A 26942-nucleotide genomic window follows, 5' to 3' on the forward strand; every position below is an offset into this window, starting at 1 on the left:
GTACGGCAGTGCGTAGAGCGCTAGCGCTAACTCTACGCACAACACAAACAACACAAGCACAACACAGGAAAAACCCTTTAACGCCTGCTCAAAAGACCTCGTAGTGTGCGAAGCTTCTACGAGTGTCTCCGTCAAAAACCCAGCCATTCTGTCTGATTATGTTAAATACCACCCTCCCTACTTCTGCCATTATTTCCGAAATGGAGGGCAAAAACGCCGCGGCACCTGCTTTGCTATCGTCCTCGTAGAGAATACAGCAACTACAGGAAAGACAAGATAAAGCCATGAACTTTAACAACTATACCATCAAATCACAGGAGGCCGTGCAAAAGGCAACCGAGATTGCCGGCGGCAACCAGCAGCAGGCCATTGAGACGGGGCACTTGCTGAAGGGCATCCTGCAGACCGACGAGAACGTGACCAACTTCTACCTCAAGAAGCTGGGCGTGAACGTAAACCAATTCAACACGCGGCTAGACGAAATTGTGAAGGGCTACCCCGTGGTGACGGGCGGAAGTCCGTACCTGGGCAATGACGCGGCGGCCGCCTTGCAGAAAGCCACCTCGTATTTGAAGGAATTCGGCGATGAGTACGTGGCCATTGAACATTTGCTCTTGGGTTTGCTGGCCGGACGTGATAAAACCGCTACGCTTTTAAAAGACAACGGCATTACCGAGAAAGGTCTGAAAGCAGCCATTAAGGAACTGCGCGGCGACTCCAAAGTAACCGACCAAAACGCCGAAGCCAAATACAATTCCCTCAAACGCTACGCCATTGATTTGAACGAGCAGGCGCGCCTGGGCAAGATTGACCCAGTAATTGGCCGTGACGAGGAAATCAGACGCGTATTACAAATTCTGAGCCGCCGCACCAAAAACAACCCTATTCTTTTAGGGGAGCCAGGCGTGGGTAAAACCGCTATTGTGGAAGGCTTGGCGCAACGCATCGTGTCCGGTGACGTGCCGGAAAACCTGAAATCCAAAACCATCATGAGCCTGGACATGGGTCTGCTGGTGGCGGGTGCCAAATACAAAGGCGAGTTTGAGGAACGCCTGAAAGCCGTGATTAAAGAAGTGGTAGACTCTGAGGGCGATATTGTGTTGTTCATTGACGAGATTCATACCTTGATTGGCGCCGGGGCCGGCGGCGACAGTGCCATGGATGCCGCGAACCTCTTGAAACCAGCTTTGGCACGTGGTGAGTTGCATGCCATTGGCGCTACTACGCTCAAGGAATACCAGAAGTATTTTGAGAAGGACAAGGCCATGGAGCGTCGGTTCCAGGCGGTGACGGTAGATGAGCCCAGCATTCCGGATGCCATTTCCATTTTGCGGGGTATCAAAGACAAGTACGAGTTGCACCACGGCGTGCGCATTAAAGATGATGCCATCATTGCCTCGGTGGAACTCTCCAGCCGCTACATCACAGACCGTTTCTTGCCAGACAAAGCCATTGACCTGATTGACGAAGCCGCGTCTAAGCTTAGAATTGAGATGGATTCTCTGCCCGTGGAACTGGACGAGGTGCAGCGCAAAATCATGCAGCTGGAGATTGAGCGCGAAGCCATCCGGCGGGAAAATGACAAGGAAAAAGAGAACCTGTTGAGCAAAGAAATCGCTGATTTAAGCGAAATCAGGGATAACCTCAGAGCCAAATGGCAGAGCGAGAAACAGGTGATTGAAGGCATCCAGAAGGAAAAAGAAGCTATTGAGCAATTCAAACTGGAAGCCGACCAAGCCGAGCGCTCCGGCGATTACGGTCGCGTGGCGGAACTTCGGTACGGAAAAATCCAGGAAGCTGAGGCTAAGCTGAAAGAACTGCAAGAACAGGTTAAACTACAGCAGGAAGGCGAGCACATGTTGCAGGAGGAAGTGACGTCTGAGGACATCGCCGAGGTGGTGGCCAAGTGGACCGGCGTACCGGTGAACAAAATGCTGCAAAGCGACCGTGAAAAACTGCTGCACCTGGAAGCTGAATTGGGCAACCGCGTAGCCGGTCAGGAAGAAGCCATTGCTGCCATTTCTGACGCCGTGCGCCGCAGCCGGGCCGGGTTACAGGACCCCAAACGCCCCATCGGGTCGTTTATCTTTCTGGGAACCACGGGTGTGGGTAAAACCGAACTCGCCAAGGCCTTGGCCGACTTCCTGTTCAATGACGAGAACGCCATGGTGCGCATTGACATGAGCGAGTACCAGGAACGCCACGCTGTGAGCCGATTGGTGGGCGCACCTCCGGGCTACGTGGGCTACGATGAAGGTGGTCAGTTGACCGAAGCCGTTCGCCGCAAACCGTACTCCGTAATTCTGCTGGACGAGATTGAGAAAGCGCACCCCGATGTATTCAACATCCTGCTGCAAGTCTTGGATGATGGTCGGTTAACCGATAACAAAGGCCGCGTGGCCAACTTCAAGAATACCATCATCATCATGACGTCTAATATTGGCGCGCACATCATTCAGGAGAACTTCCAGACCTTGGATGAATTGAACCCCGAGCCCACCATTGAGCGCACCAAAGACGAGGTGTTTGAGGTCTTGAAGAAAACGCTTCGGCCGGAGTTCTTGAACCGGATTGACGAGCTGATTATGTTCCGTCCGTTGAGTTCCAAGGAAATTCGGAAGATTGTGGACATCCAGTTCCGCCAGATCCAGAACCGTCTGGAAGAAAGCGGCATCCGGCTGGAAGCCACCAACGAAGTCCTGGACTTCCTGGGCCACGAGGGCTACGACCCGCAGTTTGGGGCCCGTCCGTTGAAGCGCGTGCTACAGCGCCGTATTCTGAACGAGCTGTCCAAGTCCATCTTGGGTGGTGACATTCGGAAAGACGCCGTGGTGGAAGCCGTGCTGGAAGGTAACGAAATCAAGTTCGTGAACATTGACCTTGATTTGCCGGTAGATAGATAAGTTTAGAAAGTGATTAGAATTTGGAAAGCGGCCGGAGAAATTCTTCGGCCGCTTTTTTTGTGACCTCACCCCCGGCCCCTCTCCCACAGAGAGGGGAGTTTTTTGAAGTGCGTTTTCGGCTTCATTTCTGGAAATGAGGCCAAAAACGAAAGGAATTTTCCCTGCCGATTTCCCTGGCGCGAGTCTCCAGACTCGTCGGAAACCACAAGCTATTTTTGCGCAATGCTGCGTGATTATAAGTCATGCGTAGTTTCGCTGCCTCCGCAGCGAGGGTTGTCTGGAGACTACCCGTCATCTGTAGACACGAGTGACCGCTGCGCTAAACACTCGCGCCAGCAAAATCAATTTCCCGTTCCATGCCAACACGTAGTTTAGTGAATTGACGCCACCTTTCTAGAATGTGTTTTTGGCTTCGTTTTCAGAAATGAGCACCAAAACAGAAAAGCCCAGTCCCTTCTCCCTCTGGGAGAAGGTTAGGATGAGGGAGATTTCACCATTGATCAGTAATTCCCGTGAATCAAAAAGCAACATTTTCACCCTAGCCCTCTCCCAAAGGAAGAGAAAACTTCTACTTTCCTTTTCGGCTCCGTTTCCAGAAATGAGCCCGAAAACGGAAGGAATACCTTAGCAAAACCGAGGCTTTCTTGCGAAGGAGCGGGCATTTGTTAAATTTGTCTGTTTATACGCGCCAAACCACCTTTCCTGTGTCTTCCACCTTCTTTACATACCTGCAATTAGGCTTCCATCACATTTTCGATTTGCAGGCCTATGACCACCTGGTGTTTATTCTGGCCATGTGCGCACTCTACACAGCCTATGACTGGCGACGCATTCTGGTGCTGGTCACGTGTTTCACCGTGGGGCATTCCATTACGCTGGCCTTGTCCACGCTGGAGATCATCAGGTTCAACACGGCGTTTATTGAGCTGTTGATCCCCATTACCATCTTGCTCACGTGTTTCTATAATTTTTCGCAGATGAGCAAGAACAGAAGCCATGCCTCCGTGGTGTTCAACTGGAGCAATTTCTACGTGGTGGCGTTCGGGCTGATCCATGGGTTGGGCTTCTCTAATTACCTCAAATCTCTGCTGGGCAACCGCGAAAACATTGTGCTGGAGTTGCTGGCGTTCAACGTGGGTATTGAACTGGGGCAGTTGCTGATTGTGGTCTTGGTGCTGATTTTAAGTGCGGTGCTGGTGCAGGCTTTCCGGCTCACCCGCCGCGACTGGATTCTGGGCGTGAGCGCCGCCGCCGGAGCCATTGCGCTTATGCTGATTCTGGAACAGGATTTTTCGGCCATTTTCTAGCGAACGGGTCCCACCTTAGATAGTATAGCTACTTCGTTTTTAACCGATTTCTTTCATGCTGGCGGAGTCTTACCGAGTGTTGCAAGTGCCGTTTGGGGCCAAGATGCCGCAGATCAGGCAGGCGTACCGCAAGTTGGTGCTGCAATACCACCCAGACCGAAACCCCTCACCGGCCGCGCATGATATGTTCCTCCAGATTCAGGCCGCCTATGAGTATCTGCAGCGGTTTGAGGGCGTACCGGGCACCCAAAACACTGCTCCCCCATCGCGCACTGCCTCACCACCGCCAAAACCTATCTCAGACTGGGAACGCTACCAGCATGTGTTTGAGCCGCCCAGAGACCCCAAAGAATACAACGCCTGGGCAGCCGTGGCCCGCGAACGGGTGCGTCGGCAGAAAGCCAAAGACCATGCGGCCTACGTGAAACGGACGCTGGCCATGAAGAAAAAGTGGTGGTATGGGCTGGCCCGGGGCAGCAGTTACGTGGTCTTGGTTTTGGGTTGGGGAGTGGGCATTTTGTTCATGGTGTTCCCGGTGTGGTTCGTACTCACAGGGCAGTACAAAGCCTCGCTGCTGGGGGTGTTCATGCTGCCCATGGGCTACAGAATGATTGGCGTGATGCGGGATTTCCGGAAAGACATCAGGCGGCATTTTGGGGAAGATTTACGGGAAGAAACCTAGGTCCATTTCGCTATTTTGTTCTTAGCCCAGAAATCCCGAATTTGCCAGTGCAAGCGTGTAGTCTGGGGAGTTGAAAATCCATCATCGCGGGCGCACCAAGCACACCAAACGCATTCATCCACCACACCATATGAAACATACCTTACTCACTGCGGGCCTGCTGCTCAGTCTGGCGGCTCCGGCCTGGGCGCAGGAGAATATTGACAAGTCCAAGTTTCGGCAACTAGGGCAGGAACTGCCTACGCCCAACACCTACCGGTCAGCGTCTGGGGCGCCCGGCCATGCCTACTGGCAGCAGCGCGCCGACTATGTGATTAAAGCCGAACTGAACGATGACAACCAGACCCTCACCGGCTCTGAGACCATCACCTACACCAACCTCTCGCCAGATGTTTTGACGTACCTGTGGGTGCAGCTGGACCAGAACGTCTTCGAGAAAAATTCCATAACCAACCTCACCCGCAGCAACAAAATCCCGGACAAGCCCACGTTTGGCGCGGCTGAGGCGCTGGCCGAGCAGACCTTTGACGGTGGCTACAAAATAAGAGCCGTGAAAGATGCGGGCGGGAAAGCGTTGCCCTACACCATCAACTTCACCATGATGCGCATTGATTTGCCGCAGCCGCTAAAACCGGGCAAGTCAGTGAAGTTCAGCATAGACTGGTTCAACCACATCAATGACCAACGCAAGCACGGTGGCCGGGGCGGTTTTGAATATTTCCCCGAAGACGGAAACTATGAATACCAGATGGCCCAATGGTTCCCGCGCATGGCCGTGTATGACGACGTGAACGGCTGGCAGCACAAGCAATTCCTGGGCACCGGTGAGTTCGCCTTGCCCTTCGGTGATTACAAAGTGAGTTTGACCGTGCCTGCTGACCACGTAGTAGCCTCTACCGGCGAATTGCAGAACACAGACGTGCTCACCAGCGCCCAGCGCAGCCGCCTGGCCCAAGCCCAGAAAGCCAACAAACCGGTGTTGATTGTGACCCCACAAGAAGCCCTTAACGCTGAGAAAAACAAAGCCAAAGGCAAGAAAACCTGGACCTATGAAGCCAAAAACGTGCGGGATTTTGCCTGGGCTTCCAGCCGCAAGTTTATCTGGGATGCCATGAACGTGAACGTGGGCGGCAAGAACATTTTGGCCATGAGCTACTACCCCAAAGAAGGAAACCCGTTGTGGGGCCAGTATTCCACCGAAGTGGTAGCACACACCCTGCGTGTTTATTCCCGCTTTACCATTGATTATCCGTACCCGGTGGCCATCTCGGTGCACGGCGCGGTGGGCGGCATGGAATATCCCATGATTTCGTTCAACGGCGGGCGTCCGGAGAAAGACGGTTCGTACACCGAGCGCACCAAATACGGCATGATCTCGGTGATTATCCATGAGGTGGGCCACAACTTCTTCCCCATGATTATCAACTCAGATGAGCGCCAATGGACCTGGATGGACGAAGGCCTGAACACCTACGTGCAGTTTCTGGCCGAGCAGGAATGGCAGCGTGATTACCCCAGCAGCCGTGGCGAGGCCCGCAACATGGTCACGTACATGAAAATGGACAAAGCCCTGCAGCAGCCCATCATGACCAACTCAGAATCCATCACGCAGCTGGGCAACAACGCTTACGGCAAGCCGGCTACGGCGCTCAACATTTTGCGCGAGACCGTCTTGGGCCGCGAACTGTTTGACTACGCGTTCAAGGAATATTGCCGCCGCTGGGCCTTTAAACACCCTATGCCCGCCGATTTCTTTAGAACCATGGAAGACGCCTCCGGCACCGACCTGGACTGGTTCTGGCGCGGCTGGTTCTACACTACAGACCACGTAGACCAGGAGCTTACCGGCGTGAAATGGTACACCGTAGACACCCGCAACCCCGAGGTAGAGAACGCCAAGCGCCGCACCGAAATCAATGCCGCACCCAAGAGCATCACGCAGCAGCGCAACCTGCAGGCCATCCCTAAAACCCTGGTGGAAGTAAAGCCCGAACTCAACGATTTCTACAACACCTATGACCCACTGGCCGTGACGGAGCAAAGCAAAGCCAGTTACCAAAACTACTTTAAGAGCCTCAGCCCAGAAGAAAAAGCATTATTAGACAAAGGCCTGCATTTCTACGAAGTGGGCGTGCGCAACAACGGCGGTCTGGTGATGCCCCTGGTAGTGCAGATGAACTTCCAGGACGGCACCACCCAAATTGTTAGAATTCCGGCGGAAATCTGGCGCTACAATGACACCGAAATCACCAAAGTATTCGTCACCGAAAAACCTGTCGCCAGCTTCCTGCTTGACCCGTTCCAGGAACTGGCCGACATTGACATGAACAACAACGCCTACCCGCAGCGTAACCAGCCCAGCCGTTTTGAGTTGTTCAAGCAGCAACCACAAGGCATCACCCCAAACCCGCTGCAACAGCAGATGCAACAAGGCCAGCAGCGGCAATAACTTTCCGTTTTCGGGCTCGTTTTCAGAAATGAAGCCGAAAACAGGATTTGATTTCATACAAAAGCCACCGTTCTGGAGAGAGCGGTGGCTTTTTGGTTCAAGGTAACTAGTGAGCAATGCGTGGGAGACAAGGCAGTGCCTGGTCTCTACATCTTCAATTTCCAATTTTCGTTTTCGGCTCCATTTTCAATTTGGAGCCCGAAAACGCTCTAATTCAGATCCCCGAGCTAAAGCACGGGTCTATTGATTTCAGCAAAAGCAAAAACGCACCATTCTTCCTCCCGCTCTAAAGGGCGAGGAAGTTTATGTAGCGGCTCAAGCAGCAGATGCAGCAACCGACCGACCTTGCGCAGGGCAGCTTTAGCCGTTTCCCGGAGCATGGGAGGGAGCGTCAGTGGTCTATGAAGTGGCAGTAGCATAAGTTACCTATGAAAGAAGTAGCATTTGCCAGGTGCAAAGAAATGAACACCCGCCTGTCTGAGCGGCAGCGAGTTCGGGGGTTCTTGATTCTCTTGGTTAGGTTAATTATCAAGAATCAACCTGAGAGGCGAAGTAAGTAAGAAAGAAGAGATTAAAGATGGAAGGTTTTGGGTGGTAAATCCTTGTTTGAAAGGCCGTTTTGGTTGTTGGTGAGAACACCAACAACGGCGAGGAGTAAAGATGGAAGACGGAAGTAATTGCCTTAGAAATGTTTCTTCGTTAGATCCTTCGACAAACTCAGGATGACCGTGGGAAATGTAGACAGATCAGTAATTAAAATGATCCCCCTTCGCCCCTTCAAAGGGGAAATCAGCGTGTGGAAAAGGCTTTTGTTGAATCTAGCTTTAGACAATGAAAAGCCAAGACCTCCCAAACAAGCAGCAATTCTAAAATAAAAATTCCCGTTTTGGGGCTCATTTCTGGAAATGAGCCCCAAAACGGGAACAGGCAAAATATTCTTCAACCGCTATTCCTTCTTCTTGAAATCACCGCGCTTAATGGATTTGATCACCTCATACCACGCGAAAGGGTTGAGCAATGGGTTGTTGGCGGCCTGGTTGTATCCGCCGCGGCGCATCATCTGCTGGTTCTGGGCGCGCATGTAGTTCTGGTGGTTAGAGCCGCCATCCATGGGCGTGTCTCTGAACATCTGGCGCATGATTTGCTCGCTCATGGCGGTCTGGCGGTCAATGCCCTCCTCGGGTAGTTTCATGGCTAGCACGGCCTGCGTGAAATCACGGAACGTGGCATACGGGAACACCCTGATCTCCGGAAGAATATTAGGATCCTCCAGCATCTCAATGATCACGGAGTAACTGTCGCGCTCAAAAGTGGCCGGAATGATCAACGACTGTTTGGCGAAACCGATGGAGCTGAACACCACGCTGTCGCCGGCCAGCACGGGCAGCGAAAAATAGCCGTACTCATTGGTGTTGGTGCCTCGGCCCGCTTTGGGGATGACCACATTGGCGCCCGGCAAGCCCAGCAGGCTGTCGCCGGCGGTGATCACACCAGTCAGCTGAATCACCTTTCGGCCGCCCTGGGCATGCGCGCTAGAAAGGCCTAGGCCCAGGAACAAGAAAAATACCAGCGCCAACTGCCTGTACACAGCCCGGCCACCGGAAAAAGAACCCTGAAATCTGAAATATTGCGTTGTCATGGAGAAGATCGTTTACAAGTATAGCCCTTTTTATGGTACTTTGTGCCGCACAGAACACCAAAGGCCGTTTTAATTTTAGTTTCAGGTGGCAGAACCGGCCTTGCGGGGCAAACCGCCTTTTTCATTTACGCAGCAGATTGCCATGAGGCTCAAAAATTTTAACGTAGGATTTGGCGAACAAGTATTCAAAGCCCTGGGCGATGCCTCCCGGATTAGGGTGCTCAACTTGCTGCTGCGCAACAAAGAACTCTGCATCGCCGACCTGGAACTGGTGCTGGACTTCACCCAGACCAAAACCTCGCGCCATCTCATCTACCTCAAAAACGCGGGGCTTGTCACGTTCAAGAAACTAGACCAATGGGCGTTTTACTACATCAAAGATGAAGCCATGGATCTGTTGCAGCAAATGTTCAGTTACTTAGAGAAAGACCCGCAGCTGCTCAAAGACCAGGAAGTGTATCAAACCCTGTTCTCCAACCGGGAACTGGCCATTAACCGCCTGCAGCAGCGGCATTTCACCGGTTTGTAGCGCTGGCTCCTGCGGAAAACCCAAGGCCCTAAACCAAATCCTGCGTAATTTGTTTCTTTTCTTTGGCAGAACTTTGCCGCCACCGCGGCCGTTCTACAGAGCCACCCTTTGCCTTTATGAGAAAACCCAAAACCTACCGCCACCTTTTCTTCGACCTGGACCACACGCTCTGGGACTTTGAGAAAAACTCAGAAGAAACGCTGCACCACCTGTATGACGAGTTCAAGTTGGGCGAGTTGGGGACCTTCAGCCGTGAATCCTTTTACAAGAAATACAGCTTCATCAACCACCGGCTCTGGGACTTGTACCACAAAGGCAAGATTACGCAGCAGGAACTGCGGGAAAAACGTTTTGTAAAGTGCCTGACCGGGTTGGGCATGGCTGAGGCTGATGTGCCCCAGGGCCTGAGCGAAGCCTTCACCACCATTTGCCCTACCAAAACGGCCGTTTTCCCATACACGCACGAGGTGTTGGCCTACCTTAAAGAAAAATATGTGCTGCACATCATCACCAATGGGTTCAAAGACGTGCAGTTCATCAAGATGAAATCCTCGGGGCTGGACGCATATTTCTCTGAGGTCATCACGTCTGAGTGCATCAACATCACCAAGCCAGACAAGCGCATTTTCCAGCACGCCCTGGAGCGCGCCGGCATCACCGCCCAGGAAAGCATTATGATTGGCGACAGTCTGGACGCTGATATTCTGGGTGCCATGAACGCGGGTATTGACCAGGTGCTGTTCAACCCAGAGAAAAAACGGCCAAGGCTCAAGCCCACCTATGAAGTGCATTGTTTGAGCGAACTCAAAAAGATTCTGTAAGCCGTTTTCGGGCTCATTTCTGGAAATGAAGCCAAAAACGGGGGAACCAGAAACCTGTAGTTATTGTCTTTAATTTGGTTACTTTTGCAGGCCTCGGCCGTAGAACACGTAACTGAGCACGTTCTTTTACATTTTGGGGATGACCGGAATTGACAGCTTGAGCAAGCTGGGTGTAAGCATGCCGGGAGTTGGCAGTTTTCCCGTAAATCAGAATTGACCGACCATTATCTGGCGAGTCTAACTACGCCATGGCTGCCTAGTCTAGGTACTAAGCATTTTGCCATTGTCCTGCAGCCCCTCGGATTGGTGGGGGTTGGTCACAGGGCATCGTAATGCCAATCTAGTGTAGGCCAAGGTGCGGGGTCTGCATGAAACCAAAGCACATAAGGTGTTATCAATAGGCCAGGCTTGGGCCTGATACCACACGAAAACCCAACCAAGACTAAGCATGTAGAAAGCGCTCAAGTTTCCTTGTCTGGACCAGGGTTCGAATCCCTGCATCTCCACTAAATGAAAAGCCTGACTATCTTGATTGATAGTCAGGCTTTTTGCGTTTTGGGGCTCATTTCCGGAAATGAGCCCCAAAACATCCTTTGGCTTTAGAGAAGCAGCCTTTTCATCACTATTGTATTCCCAGTTACCTTCATAAACATAAAGGCATAGTTCTTCTGTGCCTATGATTTGGTCATGCAGTAGTTCGCACGGTGGCTCGCTCGGTAGAAACTGGCCTTTCCCTGCATAGGGTTTGCCGTTCCAGCTATACTTATGTCAATCTAGACTTTTTAATATTTTTGAAAATGTAGGTAAAATGACTAATATTAAAATCCTTCCTGATTGTCCCAACTTTTACTCCTATGAGAAAATCGTTACTCCTGCTCTCCTGCCTCTTTTTAATCCACCTGAACACGTGGGCGCAAGCGCGGAAGCGGGAAGTGCGGGGCGCCTGGATTGCCACTGTGGGAAACATTGACTGGCCTGTCCGGAACCAATCCCCAGCCCAGCAGCAAAACGCCCTCAGAACCATTCTTGACCATCACAAAGCCACTGGCATCAATACCATTTATCTTCAGGTGAGAAGCCAGTGCGATGCTTTGTACCAAAGTCAGCTGGAACCTATCTCGGCTGATTTGAACGGGCTGCAGGGCCGGCAGTCAAACCCCGCCTGGGACCCGTTGCAGTTTGCCATTGAAGAATGCCGCAAACGGGGCATGGAACTGCACGCCTGGCTCAACCCGTACCGGGCAGTGAGCAACGTGAACAACCTGGCCAACTTCGCGGCGAACCACGTGGCCAAGCAACACCCGGAATGGCTCCTGGCCGCCGAGAACCTGCGCACCTTAGACCCCGGCCTGCCCGCCGTGCGTACCTACATCATGACAGTCATTGCCGATATTGTGGAACGCTATGACGTAGACGGCATTCACTTTGATGACTATTTCTACCCCAGCAGCAACACATTTAATGATGACGTCACTTTCAACGCCTATCCCAGAGGGTTCTCTAACCGGGCAGATTGGCGCCGTGACAACGTGAACCTGCTCATCAAGCGCTTGAATGACACCATCAACGTTCTAAAGCCGTGGGTCAAGTTCGGGATTTCGCCGTCTGGCATTTACCGCAACAGCACCAACCCGGCCATTGGCTCTAACACCGGTGGCATGGAACATTACACCAGACTCTATGCAGATACCCGCAAATGGCTTCAGGAAGGCTGGATAGATTACCTGGCGCCCCAGGTATACTGGCACATAGGGCAAACGGCGGCCAACTTTAATGTGGTAGTGCCGTGGTGGAACAACAACACTTTTGGCCGGCACATGTACATTGGCATGGGCGGCTACAAAGTGAATGATGCCAGCCAAGGCGCCCCCTGGACCAATTCGTCTCATTTCCCAGACCAGATGCGGTTAAACCGGCAGCAACCCAATGTGGTGGGGCAGATTGTTTACAACACCAGCAGCCTGCGTACTTCTTCTAAACTTGGTTTCCGTGATTCGCTGCGGGTTAATTTCTACGCCAAGCCGTCTTTGCAGCCTACCATGCCTTGGAAAGATGATACGCCTCCGTCAGCCCCCACCGGGTTAGTGGCCTTCAACTTTGACCCCGATTCTGTTTCGCTCACCTGGTCTGCTCCGGCACCCGTTACCAGTGAATTTGACAAAGTTCGGCAGTATGCCATTTACCGGTCAGAGAGCGCTGCCATTGACGTAGCTGACATGAGCCAGTTGGTGGCCGTTACAAATACCAACGCGGTAGCCTACAAAACCAAGCTGCCAGACCGTACCAAAACGTATTATTACGCTATTACGGCGCTAGACCGGTTCCATAATGAAAGCGCGTTGTCTAACACGCACAATGGTACGGTTACGTCTACGCCGGAAGAAGAACTGGCAGCCCATTCGTCGCTTATGGCGTTCCCTAACCCGTTCCTGGACCAGCTCACCATCCGGCTGCAAATAGGCCAAACCGACCATGACGCGCAATTGGAAATCCTTGACCTTTACGGCCGCAAAGTGCAGGAAATCTACTCTGGAAAACTGGAAGGCCAGAAATCTTACAGCTTTGAGGTGAACGCCCGCACGCTCCAGGGCCAGGTGTTGATTGTACGTCTGGTCACCAACGGCAAAGTGTTCATGACCCGCGTGACCAAAGTGTTCTAAGCGTAGTTCTTTCTAACAACTGTACTCCACATTTTATAAGAAGCCGAAGAAGACTACTTTCCGTTTTAGGGCTCATTTCTGTAAATGAGCCCTAAAACGGAAATTCTCCCTATCATATCCTAACAGGACTGAGCGAAGCTATCACAAAAAAACCCGAAATACTTGACAAGCGTTTACCTTTATCGTATCATTGCGATATAATAATCAACCAACCTCATGGGAGTTACCAAGACACAGAATTTTACCCAGGAGCAGAATACGGTGGCGCTGTATGCCAAGGCCTTGGCGCACCCCGCCCGCGTGGCCATTCTGCAGCACCTGCTCAAGAGCAAGACCTGCATCTGTGGCGATTTGGTGGAGGTGCTGCCCCTGGCCCAGGCCACCGTTTCCCAGCATTTAAAAGAGCTGAAAGCCTGCGGCCTGATACAAGGAACCGTGGAAGGCACCAGCGTTTGCTACTGCATCAATAAACATAAGTGGGAAGAAGTGCGGGATTTGTTCCTACACCTGTTCGCGCAGCCGGTGGCGTGCCAGCAAGACCAATGCTGCTAAAATTTGTTCTTAATCATCGTAACATTGCAATACTATAATTTACCTTACCTCTATGAAACTAGCTGAGATAAAAACCATTTTAGAGACGGCAGAGTCGGTTGACTTTGTGCTGGAAAACGGTGCCACGGTGCCAGAGCATTTCCACGTGACCGAAGTAGGCCTGGTCACCAAGCATTTCATTGACTGCGGTGGCACCGTGCGCCATGAGAAAGTGGCCAACTTCCAGTTATGGGACGCTAACGACTTTGAGCACCGCCTTAAACCCCAGAAACTCCTCAACATCATTGCCTTGTCTGAGAAAACACTGGCCCTGGAAGAAGACCTTGAGATTGAAGTGGAATACCAGAGCAACACCATCGGGAAATACCACTTGGCCCATGACGGTCAGAGGTTCATCTTGCAATCTACCACCACGGCGTGCCTGGCCCTGGACAAATGCGGCATTCCGCCGGAGAAAATCAGATTGAACCTGGCGGACATGACCTCGGGGAATTCCTGCGCGCCAGGGTCCGGTTGCTGCTAAATAGATAAGGATGGTCATCACAGAAATGATTTTTGACCACTGGCAGAGCGTGCGGGAAATTTACTTGCAGGGCATTGCCACGGGCCAGGCTACATTCCAGACAGATGCGCCTTTGTGGGAAGATTGGGACAAGGCTCACCTCAACACCGGCCGGTGGGTGGTGCTGCAAAACGGTGCGGTCTGCGGCTGGGCTGCCCTCTCCCCTGTCTCCAGCCGCTGCGTGTACACCGGCGTGGCCGAAGTAAGTATTTACATAGCCAATGACTATAAGGGACAAGGCATTGGCAAAAACTTACTTCGGCATTTGGTAGCAGAAAGTGAGAAAGACGGTATTTGGACCTTACAAGCCGGCATTTTCCCGGAGAACGTGGCCAGCGTGACCCTCCATGAGCAATTGGGTTTCCGGATTGTGGGCGTGCGGGAACGACTGGCCAAACACCACGGCATCTGGCGAGATGTGTACCTGCTGGAAAGACGCAGCCCAGTAGCAGGCATGAACTGAGATACATACCTTCCTTTAAAGAACGCCATTCAGTAAAAGCTGCTTAAGCTTTTCCCTGCAGATGTAACCGTTTTACCCCGCGCTGCTACCCGAAGTAAAGAGTAATAACCCTAGAAATAACACCATGAGAATTGCCCTCTTCAGCGACATTCACGCCAACCTGCCCGCGCTGGAAGCGGTCTTGGCCCATATGGACACTCAAAACCTGGATGCTGTGTATTGCCTGGGAGATCTGGTGGGCTATGGCACCTGGCCCAATGAAGTGGTGGCTGAAATCAAAAAGCGCCGCATTCCCACCATTGCCGGCAATTATGATGAAGGTGTGGGCCTGGCCAGCCCCAACTGCGGCTGCGCCTACAAAACCGATGCAGAGAAAGACCTGGGCCAGCAGTCCATTGACTACACCAATTCCATTGTCACAGAAGAGACGCGGAACTACCTGCGCATGTTGCCGCGCCAGATTAGACTCACCTTTATGGATGACTCTAAGCCGGAGAACAAGATTGAAGTCTTGCTGGTGCACGGCAGCCCGCGTAAAATCAACGAGTACCTGTTTGAAGACCGGCCCGAGAAGAGTTTCCTGCGCCTACTGGAAGAAGCCGATGCTGATTTTCTGTTCTTCGGGCACACGCACAAGCCATATCATCGCACGCTGGCTTATGAACAAGATGGGCAGACCCGCTACCGCCATGCCGTGAACATTGGCTCAGTGGGCAAACCCAAAGACGGAGACCCGCGCGCCGGTTACGTCATTCTGGAACTCACGCCAGAGAGCACTCTCACCAACCCAGAAAGCCTGAAGGTAGAATTTGTGCGCGTGGCCTATGACGTGGAGAAAGCGGCGCAGGCCATAGAAGCCAGCCCACTGCCCAATGAATTCGCCCAGATGCTGAGAACCGCTTAAAGATTGAACATGAGCCAGTGCACCGTAGATAAAAGAAAGAAGCTGTCGCGCTTAGACCAGTTCCTCACGCTCTGGATTTTTCTGGCCATGGGCGCGGGCGTGTTGCTGGGCTATCTGTACCCCGGCGTGGAAGACGTGCTCAATACGTTTCAGGCCGGAACCGTGAACGTGCCCATTGCCATTGGCCTGATTTTGATGATGTACCCGCCGCTGGCCAAGGTGCGGTATAGTCAGTTAGGTCGAGTTTTCAAAAACGTGAAAGTCATCACCCTGTCGCTGGTTTTGAACTGGATTATCGGGCCAATTCTGATGTTTCTGCTGGCCATTATTTTCCTTCGGGATTACCCTGACTACATGGTGGGCATTATCTTGATTGGCCTGGCGCGCTGCATTGCCATGGTCTTGGTCTGGAATGAATTGGCCGAGGGCGAACGCGAATATGCCGCCGGCTTGGTGGCCTTCAACAGTATTTTTCAGGTACTGTTTTACAGCGTGTTCGCCTACGTGTTCATCACCATTTTGCCCACCTGGTTTGGCCTGGAAGGCAGCGTGGTGGACATCAGCATGGGGGCCATTGCCCAGAGCGTGGCCATTTACCTGGGCATTCCATTCTTGCTGGGTTTCCTTTCCAGCTTTTTCCTGCGCCGCCTCAAAGGCGATGCCTGGTACCAGCAAATTTTCCTTCCCGCCATCAGCCCCATTACCTTAATTGCGCTGCTGTTCACCATTGTGGTCATGTTCAGCCTGAAAGGGAATTTAATGGTGACGATTCCTTTTGATGTGGTCCGGATTGCCATTCCGCTGGTGATTTACTTTGCCCTTATGTTTGTGGTGAGCATCTACCTGGGCAAGGCCTTGGGCGCCAATTACGGACAGAATGCCGCCGTGGCGTTCACGGCCACGGGCAACAACTTTGAGCTGGCCATAGCGGTAGCCATTGGGGTGTTCGGGCTCAACTCTGGGCAGGCTTTTGCGGGCGTGGTGGGTCCGTTGATTGAGGTGCCGGCCTTGATTGCGCTGGTAAACCTGGCTTATTGGTTCCGAAGAAAATATTACGGCGGCAAAACAGAAGCCACGCCTTCCGCCCACCCCTAACATCAGCCGTATCTTCCTTTTTTTATTTTCCGTTTTCGGCCTCATTTCCAGAAATGAGCCCCAAAACGTGTACCCATGAAACAGGAATGCCTAAAGCCAGCGAAATCCTTTCCCCTGGGCACATTGCGGTCCTTGGTTGCAAATAAAGGTTTTTCAGGAAACACACTTTTCTGCTGCGTAGCGCCACGTAGTGTCGGTTTCAGTCTTCGAAAAGAAAATATGTTTCCGTTTTTGGCTCCGTTTCCAGAAATGAGCCCGAAAACAGAAAATCCGCTTCGCACCTTCTCTCCACTTTCCACTCTGCAAAAATTAAATCCGCAGCCTAGCCGTGGCCAAAGGTTCTCAGAATATTTCTAGGCAGAACCCGTATTTGTGCAGGAACCCTGGCCGTATGGCCGCGTATAGCTTGGATAAGAATTCAAACATAACCTAACACATAAAACTATGTCTAAGCTGAAAACATTAGATGATTTACTGGAGCACCAATTAAAGGATTTGTACTCTGCTGAAAAGCAGTTGATTGAGGCACTTCCTAAAATGGCCAAGAACACTGAAGACGCCAAACTGAAGCAAGCCTTTGAAAACCACCTGGCCGAAACCCAGGAGCAGAAAGCCCGCTTAGAAAAAGTGTGCGAAATCTTGGGCATTAGCCCGGGCCGCATGAAGTGCAAAGCCATGGAAGGCCTGGTAGAGGAAGGCGAAGAAGCTATTGACGAAGAAGCGACCCCCGAGGTAAAAGACGCCAGCCTGATTGCCGCCGCCCAGCGCATTGAGCACTACGAGATTGCCGGTTACGGTACCGCTGCTCACTATGCCGAGCGCCTGGGCCACACAGAGGCCGCTGCCCTGCTTCGCCAGACCCTGGAAGAAGAACAGAAAACCGACACGCTCCTGAACAAACTGGCCAAAGGCTACATCAACGCCAAGGCGGAATAGTTTTTTGGTATCAGGTAGCAAATATCAGGTAGCACGTATCAGGTAGCAAGACATAAGTACATACTTAATCTAGTTTCTGATCATAAAAAAGCCTTCTCTATTTCCAGAGAAGGCTTTTTGTTTTTCCAGGAAGCTCAAGAAAAAATCCTGCTACCTGCTACTTGAAACAAACTTACTCCTGAATTCCCGGCACGCCCATGGGCAGGGCGCTGTGCCAGTCAAAGTCTGGGGCTTTTTTCTTAGTAGGCGCCAGTTCATCTAAGGTGTTGGCATCATACAGACGGCCGTTGCGCATCACGTACTTGATGGTGTTGGTGTTCCTGATGTTCTCTAACGGGTTTTGGTCCATGATTACCAAGTCCGCCAGCTTTCCGCCTTGGATTGAACCCAGGTCACCGTCTAAGCCCAGAGACTTCGCGCCTAAGATGGTGGCGGTTTTGATAGCATCTAACGGCGACATGCCACCCGACTGCATAGACCAGAGTTCCCAGTGGTAGCCTAAGCCCTGCAACTGCCCATGGGAGCCCACGCCCGCCAAACCTCCGGCTTTCACCAGTTTGTTCACAAATTGGGCGTGCTTGTCAAACACATGTTCCTCTTTCATGAACCAGCCCGGTCTGCGGCGCGATTTTTCGTCCAATTCCACTTTGGGCGTAAAGTAGTTCAGCTTTTTGTCATCTACCAGGTTCTCAGTGGCATAATAGTAGTTTTCGGCCCAAGGTCCACCGTAGGCCACCAGCAAGGTAGGCGTGTACGCAATCTGCGACTGCGCCGTGAAATCTACCATGTCTTTGTACAGCGGGAACACAGGGTATGAATGCTCATGGCCAGGGTAGCCGTCCAGAATCTCCGTCAGGTTCAGTTTAAAATCCAGACCGCCTTCGGTGGTAGGCATCAAGCCTTGCTCTTTGGCGGCCATGATAATCCATTGGCGGTGCTGCCGGTTGCCCACCAAATACATTTTAATGGTCTTGGTGTTATAGTACTCAGAATACTGCTTGAGCACGCTCTTGGCATGGTCCAGGCTCTTGAGGTTATACGACCAGTAGCCCACACCCGGGCCAGTTGAATACACACGCGGCCCAATCATTTTACCGGTTTCCACCATGTCAGCGTAGGTTAACACATCGGTGGTGGCGGTCTGCGGGTCACGGGTGGTAGTTACGCCGTAGGCCAGGTTAGCCGCATAAATCCAAACCTGGTTGGAGTGCACGCCCCAGCGTGGCCACATGTGCGCGTGAGTGTCAATGAAACCGGGCGTAATAGTTTTACCTTTCACGTCTACCACGGTAGCATTGGCAGCGGTTAAGGTGCCAGTTTTGCCCACGGCCTTGATGCGGTTGTTCTCAATCAAAATGTCGCCGTTTTCAATTACTTCATCGCCGTTCATGGTGATAATGCGCGCACCTTGCAATAGAATATTTCCGGTAGGAATGTCACGTGGCACTTCAATGGCAATTCTAGTTTCTACCGGTTTGTAGCCTTCAATCTTCACCGCCTCTTTGGCCCCGGTGCTGTCTTTCTTGGCTTCTACCTCTGGTTTGGCATCTTTCTTCTTCTCTTCCAGGGCTTCCAGTTCGCGTTTTTTGGCAAAGGCTTGGTCTAAGTTATAAGCGAAAAAAGCGTTCCCGATGGACCAGTAAACAGATTTGCCGTCTGCTGACCAGCTAGGGAATTGACCGCCAATGTCTGTGAGTTTCCAGGAAGGGAATTGCGAGCTGGCTACGTCTGCCACGGAGATAGTGGGCGTTTCGCCGCCTACAAACGGAATGGTCACTACGTAGATTTCATTGTTGATCAGGGCCAGGGCTTTGTCGCCTTTAGGCGCTTTGATGACGGTGGTGGCGGTAGAAGCCTGCATCTGCGGTTCCCGCTCGTTCACGTGGGTGTTGTGGCTCATCTCCTCCTCCAGCATATCGGCAAAAGACCCGAAGGTGGTGATGCCTTTCACTTTCACGTATGGCTTCTTGTCAGTACCATCCCATCTGATAGAGATTAAGCCATCAGAAGAACTATATAGATAGATACGGTCATCGCCTTGCACAAAATGCGGGTTGGCGCCCAGGTTGGCCTTGGTCACAAACGTGCTGGCCCCGCCTTTAGAGGAAATCCAGTTGATGGTTTGGCGCGACGCGAATGCGCCCGGACCAGCGCTCTCGCGGTACGTTTGCGCCGAGCCTTTGATGAACACAATTCTGTCTCCTTTAGGCGACCACACCGGCTCCTGGAACACCGAGCTCTCCACGGTCAGTTTCTCGGGCTTGCCTTTGCCGTTGGCGGCTACTTTATAAATGGCGCCGCCGGTTTTCTCCTGCCACGTTACAAAAGCCAGGCTTTTGCCGTCTGGCGACCATGCCGGTTGCGCCTCAGTGAAGTCATTGGTAGTCACGCGCTTGGGCGCACCGTTGGGGTACGCCGAAACATACAGTCTATCCAAGGCCGTGAAGGCAATCCATTTAGAATCCGGAGACACGGCTACGTCGCGTATCTGCGTCACCTTCATGGTTTTGTCGTCTTTGATGGGGTATTTGAACTCCAGCTTGGGACCGATGGCGATTTGCGTCTGCACCTGAAACGGAATTTCCTTGGCCGCACCGCCGCTTACGGGTATGCGGTAGATTTTTCCGCCGTAAGAGGCCACCACTTCTTTGTTGTCTGGCGTGAACGACATGGCCGGCAACACGCCCATGGGGGCAATGGATTCCTGTTCATCGCGCTGCACCGGGTAAGCCAGCCACTTCTCGTCACCAGATTTCAGGTTTTGGATGATCAAGCCAGATTGGTTGTTGTGGCGCGTGCCGTACACCAGATACTGGCCGTCTGAGGAAAGCGTAGGCGAAAACGCGGAACCATAGCGCGAGGTGCGGGTATCAATCTCGCCGGTCTCGCGGTCAAAGGTGGCCAGTTGGTACTGCGGCAGCTGCGCGTTGTAGTTCCAGGCACCGGTGCGGCGCGCAAACCAGATGTAGCGCCCATCATTCCCGAAGGCCGGTTCCACGGTTTTCAGCGTCTCCGGGGTTTTAATCAACTCCACGCCCGTGCCGCTGTCTTTGTGGAAGAGGTGCAGTTTCAGGTTTCTTCGTCCTTTAGACACCACCAGGTATTCGCCGTCTGGCGTCCACTCGGCAGCCTGGAAGTTCTCGTTTTTGCTTTTGCTGAGCTGGCGCGTTTTTTTGGTGGCCAGGTCCATGATCCAGAGGTTGTCGGCGCCGTCACGGTCAGAGATGAACGCCAGGGACTTGCCGTCTGGGCTGAAGCGCGGCTGCACGTCCAGGGCCATGCCTTCAGTGAGCTGTTCGGCTTTGCCGCCGGTCATGGGCAACAGATACAAATCTCCCAATAAGCTGAAAATCAACTTACTGCCGTCTGGGTGCACGTCCAGCGCCAGCCAGGAACCTTCAGTGGTGTTGATGTCAATCTTGCGGTCAGAAACCAGCGGAAGGTCTTTTTTTTCGTCTTTTTTGGGCGCGTCTTTCTGCGCGGCGGGCGCGTTCTGTGCCAAGACCGGCTCGGTTAGCAGCCCCAGTGTGCAGAGCAGCAGCACAGACTTTTTCCAGCCGTGGGTGTGGGCGGTAAACAGCTGTTTCATGAAATAAAGGTTTAGGTGGTGTTTGTTTGGAAAAATGAAGATAGAAAATCCTTCTGAATGTTTAGGTATGCCTGCCCACAATTATTCCCGCAACTGCTTCTGTTCTTGGCAGATAGCCGCGTTTCCGTTTTCGGGCTCATTTTTGGGAATGGAGGCAAAAACGAAGCACTATCAATTTTAAAACCTCGCATTTCGTTTCCCTTTGAAGGCCCGGGATGATGTACGCGTTCCTGATGTAGGGGCGTATTGCATACGCCCTTGCGGTGGCTTTTGTATTATCTGTGCTTTTATGAATTAAACTGGAGGAGACAACGGGGCACAATAATCAGTAATGCGTCAGGGCGTATGCCTTAAGCCCCTACATAATCTGGAATGCGTGAGACTTGAATATGTGAAACCAGGAATGCGTGGTGGACAGGTCATGACCTGTCCGTACAATTATCAGCTATGCTTGCAATTTGGTGTAACAAACAATAAAACCCCGTTTTCGGGCTCATTTCTGAAAATGAAGCCGAAAACGGGGTTTGCAAAATGTCTGCTAACAACTAAGAATTCCCCAGCATGCGGGCGTTGATCTGCTCTGAAAAGGCATCGTTTTCCTGGCGGGAGGCCATGCGGCGTTCTTCAGAGGATTTGTAGCCAATTTCCAGTTCGCCCTGGTCCAGGCGCTGCATCACGCTGTCGGCAAACTCGTGGAGCGGTTCCCCGAAGGTGTGCAGGCCGGCCCCGCCCAAATCTGTGTTCACGGCGGGCGGCACCAGTTCCACCACTTCCACGGGGGTCTTGGCCAACAGGTAGCGCAACGACACGGTGTAGGAATGCAGCGCAGCTTTGGTGGCACAGTACAGCGGCGCGAAGGCGGCGGGCGTGAAGGCCAACCCCGAGGTCACGTTGATGATGGCGGCTTTCTCCTGCTGCTTGAAATGCGGAATGAACAGCGAGCTCAGATGCACGGGCGCCTCCAGGTTAATGGCTATTTCCTGCTGCGTGAAGCCCCACTCCTCCTCTTCCTGCGCCGGGTTGATGCGCCGCTGAATGCCCGCGTTGTTTACCAGCACGTTGATTTGCGGGAAAGCCTCCACGGCCCATTCAAACAGGTTGATGCGGTCTAATTCGCTGGCCACGTCGCAGGGCCGGGTGTGCAGCGCGGGGAATAATTGCTGGGCTTCCTGGAGTTTGTCTTCGCGGCGGCCGCAGATAATGACCGTGCTGCCCGCGGCCAGAAAACGCTGGGCCATGGCCAGGCCAATGCCCGAGGCCCCACCGGTGATCAAAACAGTATTTCCTGCTAGTTTCATAGAGTGTTCCTTGACGTAAATGATGGCGTGCCGCGCTGGTCGTTTTCTGGTTAGCTAGGCGCGCGCGCCGGTTTAAAGATTTGCCAGTGTTTTCCGTTTTCGGGCTCAATCCTGGAAATGAGCCCGAAAACGGACTTATTTTTTAAGCGACATGACGTATTGCGCCATCTGGCGGGCGTCTTGCTCAGAGATAGTGGGGTGCGGGGTCATAGCCACATCGCCCCAGACGCCGCTGCCGCCGTTGATGATCTTGCCGGCCAGGTAGGCGGTGTTCTCTTCAGTGGCGTCATATTTCTGCGCCACGGCTTCATAAGAGGGGCCAATCAGTTTTTCGTTCACGCTGTGGCAGGCAATGCAGTCTGACTGGGCAATGAGTTTGGCGCCGTTGGCAATGGCCTCATTGGCGGCTGGCCCGGCCGCACGCGTGGAGTCTGTGGAAGTGGAGACACCTGTGCCGGGCGTTTCTGTCTCTGCCGTGGTGGTTTGAGTAGTTTCTGTGCTGGAATTGCTGGTGCAGGCGGCCAACGTGGCGGCGACACTAAAGAGGAAGATTACTTTTTTCATAGGTGATAAGGGTACGCTTTAAGTTGGCCCGTCTTTTGAAACCCCGGGCCTGGGTCCACTCTTTCTTGAACTTACCTGCTTTTTTCTACTTCACCAAATAGTTTTGGTTTTCTACCGGGCTTGGAAAATGCTTTTAGCTGGCGCAAGTCTTTGACGGTGACAGGGTTCTTTAGAATGGCATCATCTTTCAATGGTTTAAAACGCGCGGGTTCCTATTTCCGTTTTCAGGCTCATTTCCAGAAACGGGGCCAAAAACAGAAAGGGCGGAGCCAGTTGCCTGCCGCCGCCCTTTCCCTAGCCATCAAAAACGACTACATCAAGGTGCCGGGGTTGCCGTCGTTGTCCTTGATTTCGTTCTGGCGAAGCTGCACCGGCGGCACAGACTTCCGGAGTTTCATGTTCAGCATCTCTACCATGAGGGAGAAGAACATGGCGAAGTAGATGTAGCCCTTCGGGATTTCACCGTGGAACGCCTCTACTATCAGCATCACCCCAATCAAGATCAGGAAAGACAGGGCCAGCATTTTCACGGTAGGGTGCGTGTTCACAAAATCACTGATCACCTTGGCGAAGGCCAGCATAATACCCATAGACAGAATTACGGCAATCACCATTACAATCAGGTGGTCTACCATGCCCACGGCGGTTAAGATAGAGTCAAAGGAGAACACTAGGTCAATCACAATAATCTGAAGCAGAATCTTGCCCATGGTGGCCGTGCCGCCGGCAGCGTTGTGCGACTCTTCCTCGCCTTCCAGTTTGTTGTGGATCTCAGTGGTACTCTTGGCCAGCAGGAACAAACCACCCGCCAACAGAATGATGTCTCGCCAGGACACGCCAAACGGTTCCTCCATCCAGAACAGATTTAAGGTGAAGATAGGCTCCTTGGCATTGACAATGGTACTGATGAACATCAGCAGAATAATCCGGAACACCAGCGCCAGCATGAGGCCAATGGTACGGCCCCGGGCCTGCTGGTCTTTGGGCAGGCGGCCCACCACAATGGAGATGAACACAATATTGTCAATGCCCAGCACCACTTCCATGAAGGTAAGGGTGAGCAGGCTGAGCCAGACATCTGGGTTGGAGAAAACGTCAAACATAGTTTTATAGGTTGTATAGATTGCCTTTAACGCGACAAGATACCGCATTAAACGTGCACTTTCATGGCAAGTTGAACGCGGGCCGGGCTTTTATTTTCGGCCAGTGGCTGCTGTGCCAATCATTATGATTTCATGTTCACAAACTGCAGCGGAATGCCCAGTTCTGAGCGGCGCAGCAAGGCAATCACGTCCTGCAGATCATCAATCTTCTTGGCGGTCACGCGCACCTGGTCATCCATGATGGCGGGCGTCACTTTGAGTTTGCTGTCTTTGATGATTTTCACCATTTTCTTGGCGTCTTCCTTGTCAATGCCGGCGCGCACCTTCACGTCTTTCTTGATCATGGGCCCGCTGGGGAACGCCTCATTAGAGAAATCAAGCGCGGTGGCGTCAATGTTCTGCTTCACAATCTTGCTCAGAATGATGTCTTCAATCTGGCGCAAGCGCATGTCATTCTCGGTGGTAATGTGCACCACGTTGGTTTTCTTGTCCAGCTCAATGCTCCCTTTGGTGTCTCTGAAGTCAAAACGGGTCTGGATCTCTTTTTTAACGGTGTTCATGGCGTTGTCCAGCGTCTGCGGATCAACCTTGCTCACAATATCAAATGACGGCATAATAAATTAGTAAAGTAAAACATGGACAATTCTGGTGTGGCCGTTTGCCTAATGCCAGACAAACTTAGTAGATTTAGGCGATTTTACGGAACAGAGTACAAAAACGCCCGCATGCAAATCATCCAGCCCTCGTCTTTCCACGAGTTTGAACAGTATTACCGCCTTCGCTATGAAATGTTGCGCAAGCCCTGGCACCAGCCCCTGGGCAGCGAGCGCGTCGACGACGACGACCAGGCCATTCACCTCATGGCCATCCACAGTGACTCCGGCGAAATCATGGGCGGCTGCCGCGTGCACCTGGAATCTGACACCGAGGCCCAGCTTCGGTTTCTGGCCGTGGGACCCAAATACCAGAACAAGCAGGTAGGCCGCAGATTATTACAAGCTGTGGAGGAGGAAGCCCGAAAAATGGGCGCCAAAGACCTCATTGTCCAGGCCCGCGAGTACGCCAAGAACTTTTACAAGCGCAACGGCTTCACCGAGGAATACCCCACGCACCTGCTCTTCGGCGAAGTGCAACATTACCAGATGCGCAAGCCGTTGTACTAGTCATGCGTCTTTCCGTTTTCGGGCTCATTTCTGAAAACGAAGCCAAAAACGGAACGCATAAAGCAACCCGAGCTAAAGCACGGGTCTATTGATTTCAGCAGATGCCAGCAAAGTGCCATTCTTCCTCCAGCCCTGAAGGGCGAGGAAGTTGATGCAGCGGCTCCAACAACAAATGCAGCCACCGACTGACCTTGCGAAGGGTCGCCGGAAGGCGATGTGCCCGGAGCATGGGAAGGAGCAGCAGTGGCGTTTGAATTGATAGTGGTCTTTGTCAGCTATGGAACAGATACCATTGGCCAGGTGCTAGTGAATGAACACCCGCCTGTCTGAGCGGCAGCGAGTTCGGGGGTTCTTGATTCTTTTGGTTAGGTTAAGTATCAAGAATCAACCTGACAAACGCTAGAGGCGAAGTAGGAAAGTGGGAATAAAGCAGAAGGGTGGTGGGTGGTAGCTGTTTTAAAGTGATAACAGCTGAATTGAAAGGCAGTTTTGGTCGTTGGTGAGAGCACCAACAACGGCCGACGGCGAATGTCTTGGTGGCCGCTGTAATAATAAAATAGTCGCAGTACGTGTTTTGAGGCTGACGCCTCACTGAAGTTGCAAACTTCAGGATGTGGATAGGTCCAAGTTGAAAACTTGAACCAGAGGTATAAAAATCAGCTGGTGTAAACATCCCCCTCCGCCCCCTTCAAAGGGGGAATCAGCACGTAGTAAAGGCTCCTGCTGTTATTCAGCTTTGGATAATAGAAATCCAACCCTTCCAAAACAATCAGCCATTCACAAGCAGCAATTCCCCGTTTTCGGCTTCATTTCCAGAAATGAGCCTGAAAACGGACCTCACCGCAGGTCAGAGTTTTTCTCCTGACCCTGCTCAGGGTCAGAACGAGGAACCATGGCCAATACCTGGCGGAGCTCTTCTCGAAGGCCGCGCACTTCGTTCTGTAATTGGGTAATCTGTTGGGCACCGGCCACTTCAGAGGTGGCACTGGCGGCGTCACGGTCCAGGAAAAAGCTGGCCAGCAAGGCCGTGAAATACCCGAAGACGGCAAACCCGTACAAGGCCAGCACAAAGCAAAGCGCCCGGCCCTCGGGGGTTTTGGGCCAGGCCTCGCTTCCCATGGAAATCAAGATCATGGCCGTCCACCAGAGCGCCTCGCCGTAAGTAGTCAAACCGCCGTCAACCTCTTTTTCAAACGCATACATGCCAGCCGCGCCGGCAAACAAAACTGCTAAGGACAAAGCCAGCATGTACCCGAAGCCCCGCCGTCCCATGGTGGCGCCCAGGCTTTTCATGCCGCGGTTCAGCGAACTGAGCACCCGCACCAAGCGCACGCCGCGGGCCGCCCGCACGGTCCGGAACACCCGGGCAAACCGCGCCAGCCGGAACACGCGCAAGGCGGGCACGGCCAGTGAAATCAGCGTGAGCCAATTGGTTTTCAGGAAGGGCATTTTCTCAGGGGCCAGCATCAGTCTCAGTAGAAAGTCCAGCACAAAGATTCCCCAGATGCAGTAGTTCACCAGTTCCAGCACCGGCCCCAGGTCCCAGATAAACTCCACCACCAGCAGCACCAGCCACGCAAAACCCAGCACAATCATGGGCATTTCCATGGCGCGCTGCACCTGGCGCAGGAGCTGGCGGCGCTCACGGTTCAAGTCTTGGTTGGCGGCAGTAGGCGTTAGCTTAGGGGGCATAGACAGTTTTTATTGGTTTTACGTCGCTTTG

21 protein-coding genes and 1 other RNA gene are annotated in these 26942 nt (G+C 52.6%); 15 read left to right on the forward strand and 7 right to left on the reverse strand.

Translation table 11 applies throughout. The features are described from left to right. The first annotated feature begins 284 nt into the window (after nucleotides 1-284). The 4 genes from clpB (at nucleotide 285) to IMY23_RS10445 (ending at nucleotide 7341) form a co-directional block, all read left to right on the forward strand. Nucleotides 285-2903 carry an ATP-dependent chaperone ClpB gene (clpB, locus tag IMY23_RS10430; RefSeq protein ID WP_192822026.1) on the forward strand — a complete coding sequence of 873 codons (2619 nt, stop codon included), beginning with the start codon at nucleotides 285-287 and terminating at the stop codon, nucleotides 2901-2903. A gap of 704 nt (nucleotides 2904-3607) precedes the next feature. Continuing rightward, nucleotides 3608-4210 carry a HupE/UreJ family protein gene (locus IMY23_RS10435; RefSeq protein ID WP_192822027.1) on the forward strand — a complete coding sequence of 201 codons (603 nt, stop codon included), beginning with the start codon at nucleotides 3608-3610 and terminating at the stop codon, nucleotides 4208-4210. Between the two features lie 55 nt (nucleotides 4211-4265). Next, nucleotides 4266-4892, forward strand: a complete 627-nt coding sequence (locus IMY23_RS10440) for a J domain-containing protein (protein WP_192822028.1) — start codon at nucleotides 4266-4268, stop codon at nucleotides 4890-4892. Between the two features lie 130 nt (nucleotides 4893-5022). Continuing rightward, nucleotides 5023-7341 carry a M1 family metallopeptidase gene (locus tag IMY23_RS10445; protein WP_192822029.1) on the forward strand — a complete coding sequence of 773 codons (2319 nt, stop codon included), beginning with the start codon at nucleotides 5023-5025 and terminating at the stop codon, nucleotides 7339-7341. Between the two features lie 946 nt (nucleotides 7342-8287). Here the strand turns inward: IMY23_RS10445 and IMY23_RS10450 are convergent. Then, nucleotides 8288-8980 carry a carboxypeptidase-like regulatory domain-containing protein gene (locus IMY23_RS10450; protein WP_192822030.1) on the reverse strand — a complete coding sequence of 231 codons (693 nt, stop codon included), beginning with the start codon at nucleotides 8978-8980 and terminating at the stop codon, nucleotides 8288-8290. Nucleotides 8981-9122: 142 nt separating this feature from the next. Between IMY23_RS10450 and IMY23_RS10455 the strand changes: the two genes are divergently transcribed. The 10 genes from IMY23_RS10455 to IMY23_RS10500 all read left to right on the forward strand — a co-directional run bounded on the left by IMY23_RS10455 (nucleotide 9123) and on the right by IMY23_RS10500 (nucleotide 17502). Further along, on the forward strand, nucleotides 9123-9509 hold the full coding sequence (locus IMY23_RS10455) for a metalloregulator ArsR/SmtB family transcription factor (protein ID WP_192822031.1): 387 nt from the start codon (nucleotides 9123-9125) through the stop codon (nucleotides 9507-9509). Between the two features lie 116 nt (nucleotides 9510-9625). Next, complete coding sequence (locus IMY23_RS10460; protein ID WP_192822032.1) at nucleotides 9626-10330, forward strand: YjjG family noncanonical pyrimidine nucleotidase; 705 nt, start codon at nucleotides 9626-9628, stop codon at nucleotides 10328-10330. 135 nt (nucleotides 10331-10465) lie between these two features. Continuing rightward, nucleotides 10466-10839: a transfer-messenger RNA gene (gene ssrA / locus IMY23_RS10465) on the forward strand. Between the two features lie 345 nt (nucleotides 10840-11184). Next, entirely contained in the window at nucleotides 11185-12990 is a 1806-nt protein-coding gene (locus IMY23_RS10470; RefSeq protein WP_192822033.1) for a family 10 glycosylhydrolase, read from the forward strand. 216 nt (nucleotides 12991-13206) lie between these two features. Then, nucleotides 13207-13542: a helix-turn-helix transcriptional regulator gene (locus IMY23_RS10475; protein ID WP_192822034.1), complete on the forward strand. Its 336-nt coding sequence runs from the start codon at nucleotides 13207-13209 to the stop codon at nucleotides 13540-13542. 52 nt (nucleotides 13543-13594) lie between these two features. Then, nucleotides 13595-14065: a DUF6428 family protein gene (locus IMY23_RS10480; protein WP_192822035.1), complete on the forward strand. Its 471-nt coding sequence runs from the start codon at nucleotides 13595-13597 to the stop codon at nucleotides 14063-14065. Nucleotides 14066-14075: 10 nt separating this feature from the next. Continuing rightward, nucleotides 14076-14567 (forward strand): GNAT family N-acetyltransferase, encoded by a 492-nt coding sequence (locus tag IMY23_RS10485; protein WP_192822036.1) that lies wholly within the window; start codon nucleotides 14076-14078, stop codon nucleotides 14565-14567. A gap of 124 nt (nucleotides 14568-14691) precedes the next feature. Beyond that, nucleotides 14692-15471, forward strand: a complete 780-nt coding sequence (locus IMY23_RS10490) for a metallophosphoesterase (protein WP_192822037.1) — start codon at nucleotides 14692-14694, stop codon at nucleotides 15469-15471. A 9-nt stretch (nucleotides 15472-15480) separates the two neighbouring features. Then, complete coding sequence (gene arsB, locus IMY23_RS10495) at nucleotides 15481-16566, forward strand: ACR3 family arsenite efflux transporter (RefSeq protein ID WP_192822038.1); 1086 nt, start codon at nucleotides 15481-15483, stop codon at nucleotides 16564-16566. A gap of 444 nt (nucleotides 16567-17010) precedes the next feature. Next, a complete protein-coding gene (locus IMY23_RS10500; RefSeq protein WP_225986475.1) occupies nucleotides 17011-17502 on the forward strand; it encodes a ferritin-like domain-containing protein in 492 nt (163 codons plus the stop codon). Between the two features lie 172 nt (nucleotides 17503-17674). Here IMY23_RS10500 and IMY23_RS10505 read toward each other — a convergent pair whose 3' ends face one another. From IMY23_RS10505 to IMY23_RS10525, 5 genes are all read right to left on the reverse strand, one after another. Further along, nucleotides 17675-21091, reverse strand: a complete 3417-nt coding sequence (locus IMY23_RS10505; protein WP_192822039.1) for an amidohydrolase family protein — start codon at nucleotides 21089-21091, stop codon at nucleotides 17675-17677. 545 nt (nucleotides 21092-21636) lie between these two features. Then, on the reverse strand, nucleotides 21637-22389 hold the full coding sequence (locus tag IMY23_RS10510; RefSeq protein ID WP_192822040.1) for an SDR family oxidoreductase: 753 nt from the start codon (nucleotides 22387-22389) through the stop codon (nucleotides 21637-21639). A gap of 135 nt (nucleotides 22390-22524) precedes the next feature. Next, nucleotides 22525-22953 (reverse strand): c-type cytochrome, encoded by a 429-nt coding sequence (locus tag IMY23_RS10515; RefSeq protein ID WP_192822041.1) that lies wholly within the window; start codon nucleotides 22951-22953, stop codon nucleotides 22525-22527. A gap of 311 nt (nucleotides 22954-23264) precedes the next feature. Then, a complete protein-coding gene (locus IMY23_RS10520) occupies nucleotides 23265-24056 on the reverse strand; it encodes a TerC family protein (protein ID WP_192822042.1) in 792 nt (263 codons plus the stop codon). Nucleotides 24057-24178: 122 nt separating this feature from the next. Continuing rightward, entirely contained in the window at nucleotides 24179-24670 is a 492-nt protein-coding gene (locus tag IMY23_RS10525) for a YajQ family cyclic di-GMP-binding protein (protein ID WP_192822043.1), read from the reverse strand. A 21-nt stretch (nucleotides 24671-24691) separates the two neighbouring features. Between IMY23_RS10525 and IMY23_RS10530 the strand changes: the two genes are divergently transcribed. Continuing rightward, a complete protein-coding gene (locus IMY23_RS10530; protein ID WP_225986476.1) occupies nucleotides 24692-25219 on the forward strand; it encodes a GNAT family N-acetyltransferase in 528 nt (175 codons plus the stop codon). Between the two features lie 837 nt (nucleotides 25220-26056). On the opposite strand, the gene IMY23_RS10535 is transcribed toward IMY23_RS10530, so the two are convergent. Then, nucleotides 26057-26911 carry an ion transporter gene (locus tag IMY23_RS10535; RefSeq protein WP_192822044.1) on the reverse strand — a complete coding sequence of 285 codons (855 nt, stop codon included), beginning with the start codon at nucleotides 26909-26911 and terminating at the stop codon, nucleotides 26057-26059. Nucleotides 26912-26942: the final 31 nt, after the last annotated feature.

The organism is Rufibacter sp. LB8 (genome assembly GCF_014876185.1).
In the GTDB taxonomy this organism is placed as follows: domain Bacteria; phylum Bacteroidota; class Bacteroidia; order Cytophagales; family Hymenobacteraceae; genus Nibribacter.

What these genes read in the sequence shown, in the direction of transcription:
- clpB (WP_192822026.1), top strand. Translation starts at nt 285, where the DNA reads ATGAACTTTAACAACTATACCATCAAATCACAGGAGGCCGTGCAAAAG.
- IMY23_RS10440 (WP_192822028.1), top strand. Translation starts at nt 4,266, where the DNA reads ATGCTGGCGGAGTCTTACCGAGTGTTGCAAGTGCCGTTTGGGGCCAAG.
- IMY23_RS10445 (WP_192822029.1), top strand. Translation starts at nt 5,023, where the DNA reads ATGAAACATACCTTACTCACTGCGGGCCTGCTGCTCAGTCTGGCGGCT.
- IMY23_RS10450 (WP_192822030.1), bottom strand. Translation starts at nt 8,980, where the DNA reads ATGACAACGCAATATTTCAGATTTCAGGGTTCTTTTTCCGGTGGCCGG.
- IMY23_RS10455 (WP_192822031.1), top strand. Translation starts at nt 9,123, where the DNA reads ATGAGGCTCAAAAATTTTAACGTAGGATTTGGCGAACAAGTATTCAAA.
- IMY23_RS10460 (WP_192822032.1), top strand. Translation starts at nt 9,626, where the DNA reads ATGAGAAAACCCAAAACCTACCGCCACCTTTTCTTCGACCTGGACCAC.
- IMY23_RS10470 (WP_192822033.1), top strand. Translation starts at nt 11,185, where the DNA reads ATGAGAAAATCGTTACTCCTGCTCTCCTGCCTCTTTTTAATCCACCTG.
- IMY23_RS10475 (WP_192822034.1), top strand. Translation starts at nt 13,207, where the DNA reads ATGGGAGTTACCAAGACACAGAATTTTACCCAGGAGCAGAATACGGTG.
- IMY23_RS10480 (WP_192822035.1), top strand. Translation starts at nt 13,595, where the DNA reads ATGAAACTAGCTGAGATAAAAACCATTTTAGAGACGGCAGAGTCGGTT.
- IMY23_RS10485 (WP_192822036.1), top strand. Translation starts at nt 14,076, where the DNA reads ATGGTCATCACAGAAATGATTTTTGACCACTGGCAGAGCGTGCGGGAA.
- IMY23_RS10490 (WP_192822037.1), top strand. Translation starts at nt 14,692, where the DNA reads ATGAGAATTGCCCTCTTCAGCGACATTCACGCCAACCTGCCCGCGCTG.
- arsB (WP_192822038.1), top strand. Translation starts at nt 15,481, where the DNA reads ATGAGCCAGTGCACCGTAGATAAAAGAAAGAAGCTGTCGCGCTTAGAC.
- IMY23_RS10500 (WP_225986475.1), top strand. Translation starts at nt 17,011, where the DNA reads ATGTCTAAGCTGAAAACATTAGATGATTTACTGGAGCACCAATTAAAG.
- IMY23_RS10505 (WP_192822039.1), bottom strand. Translation starts at nt 21,091, where the DNA reads ATGAAACAGCTGTTTACCGCCCACACCCACGGCTGGAAAAAGTCTGTG.
- IMY23_RS10510 (WP_192822040.1), bottom strand. Translation starts at nt 22,389, where the DNA reads ATGAAACTAGCAGGAAATACTGTTTTGATCACCGGTGGGGCCTCGGGC.
- IMY23_RS10515 (WP_192822041.1), bottom strand. Translation starts at nt 22,953, where the DNA reads ATGAAAAAAGTAATCTTCCTCTTTAGTGTCGCCGCCACGTTGGCCGCC.
- IMY23_RS10520 (WP_192822042.1), bottom strand. Translation starts at nt 24,056, where the DNA reads ATGTTTGACGTTTTCTCCAACCCAGATGTCTGGCTCAGCCTGCTCACC.
- IMY23_RS10525 (WP_192822043.1), bottom strand. Translation starts at nt 24,670, where the DNA reads ATGCCGTCATTTGATATTGTGAGCAAGGTTGATCCGCAGACGCTGGAC.
- IMY23_RS10530 (WP_225986476.1), top strand. Translation starts at nt 24,692, where the DNA reads ATGGACAATTCTGGTGTGGCCGTTTGCCTAATGCCAGACAAACTTAGT.
- IMY23_RS10535 (WP_192822044.1), bottom strand. Translation starts at nt 26,911, where the DNA reads ATGCCCCCTAAGCTAACGCCTACTGCCGCCAACCAAGACTTGAACCGT.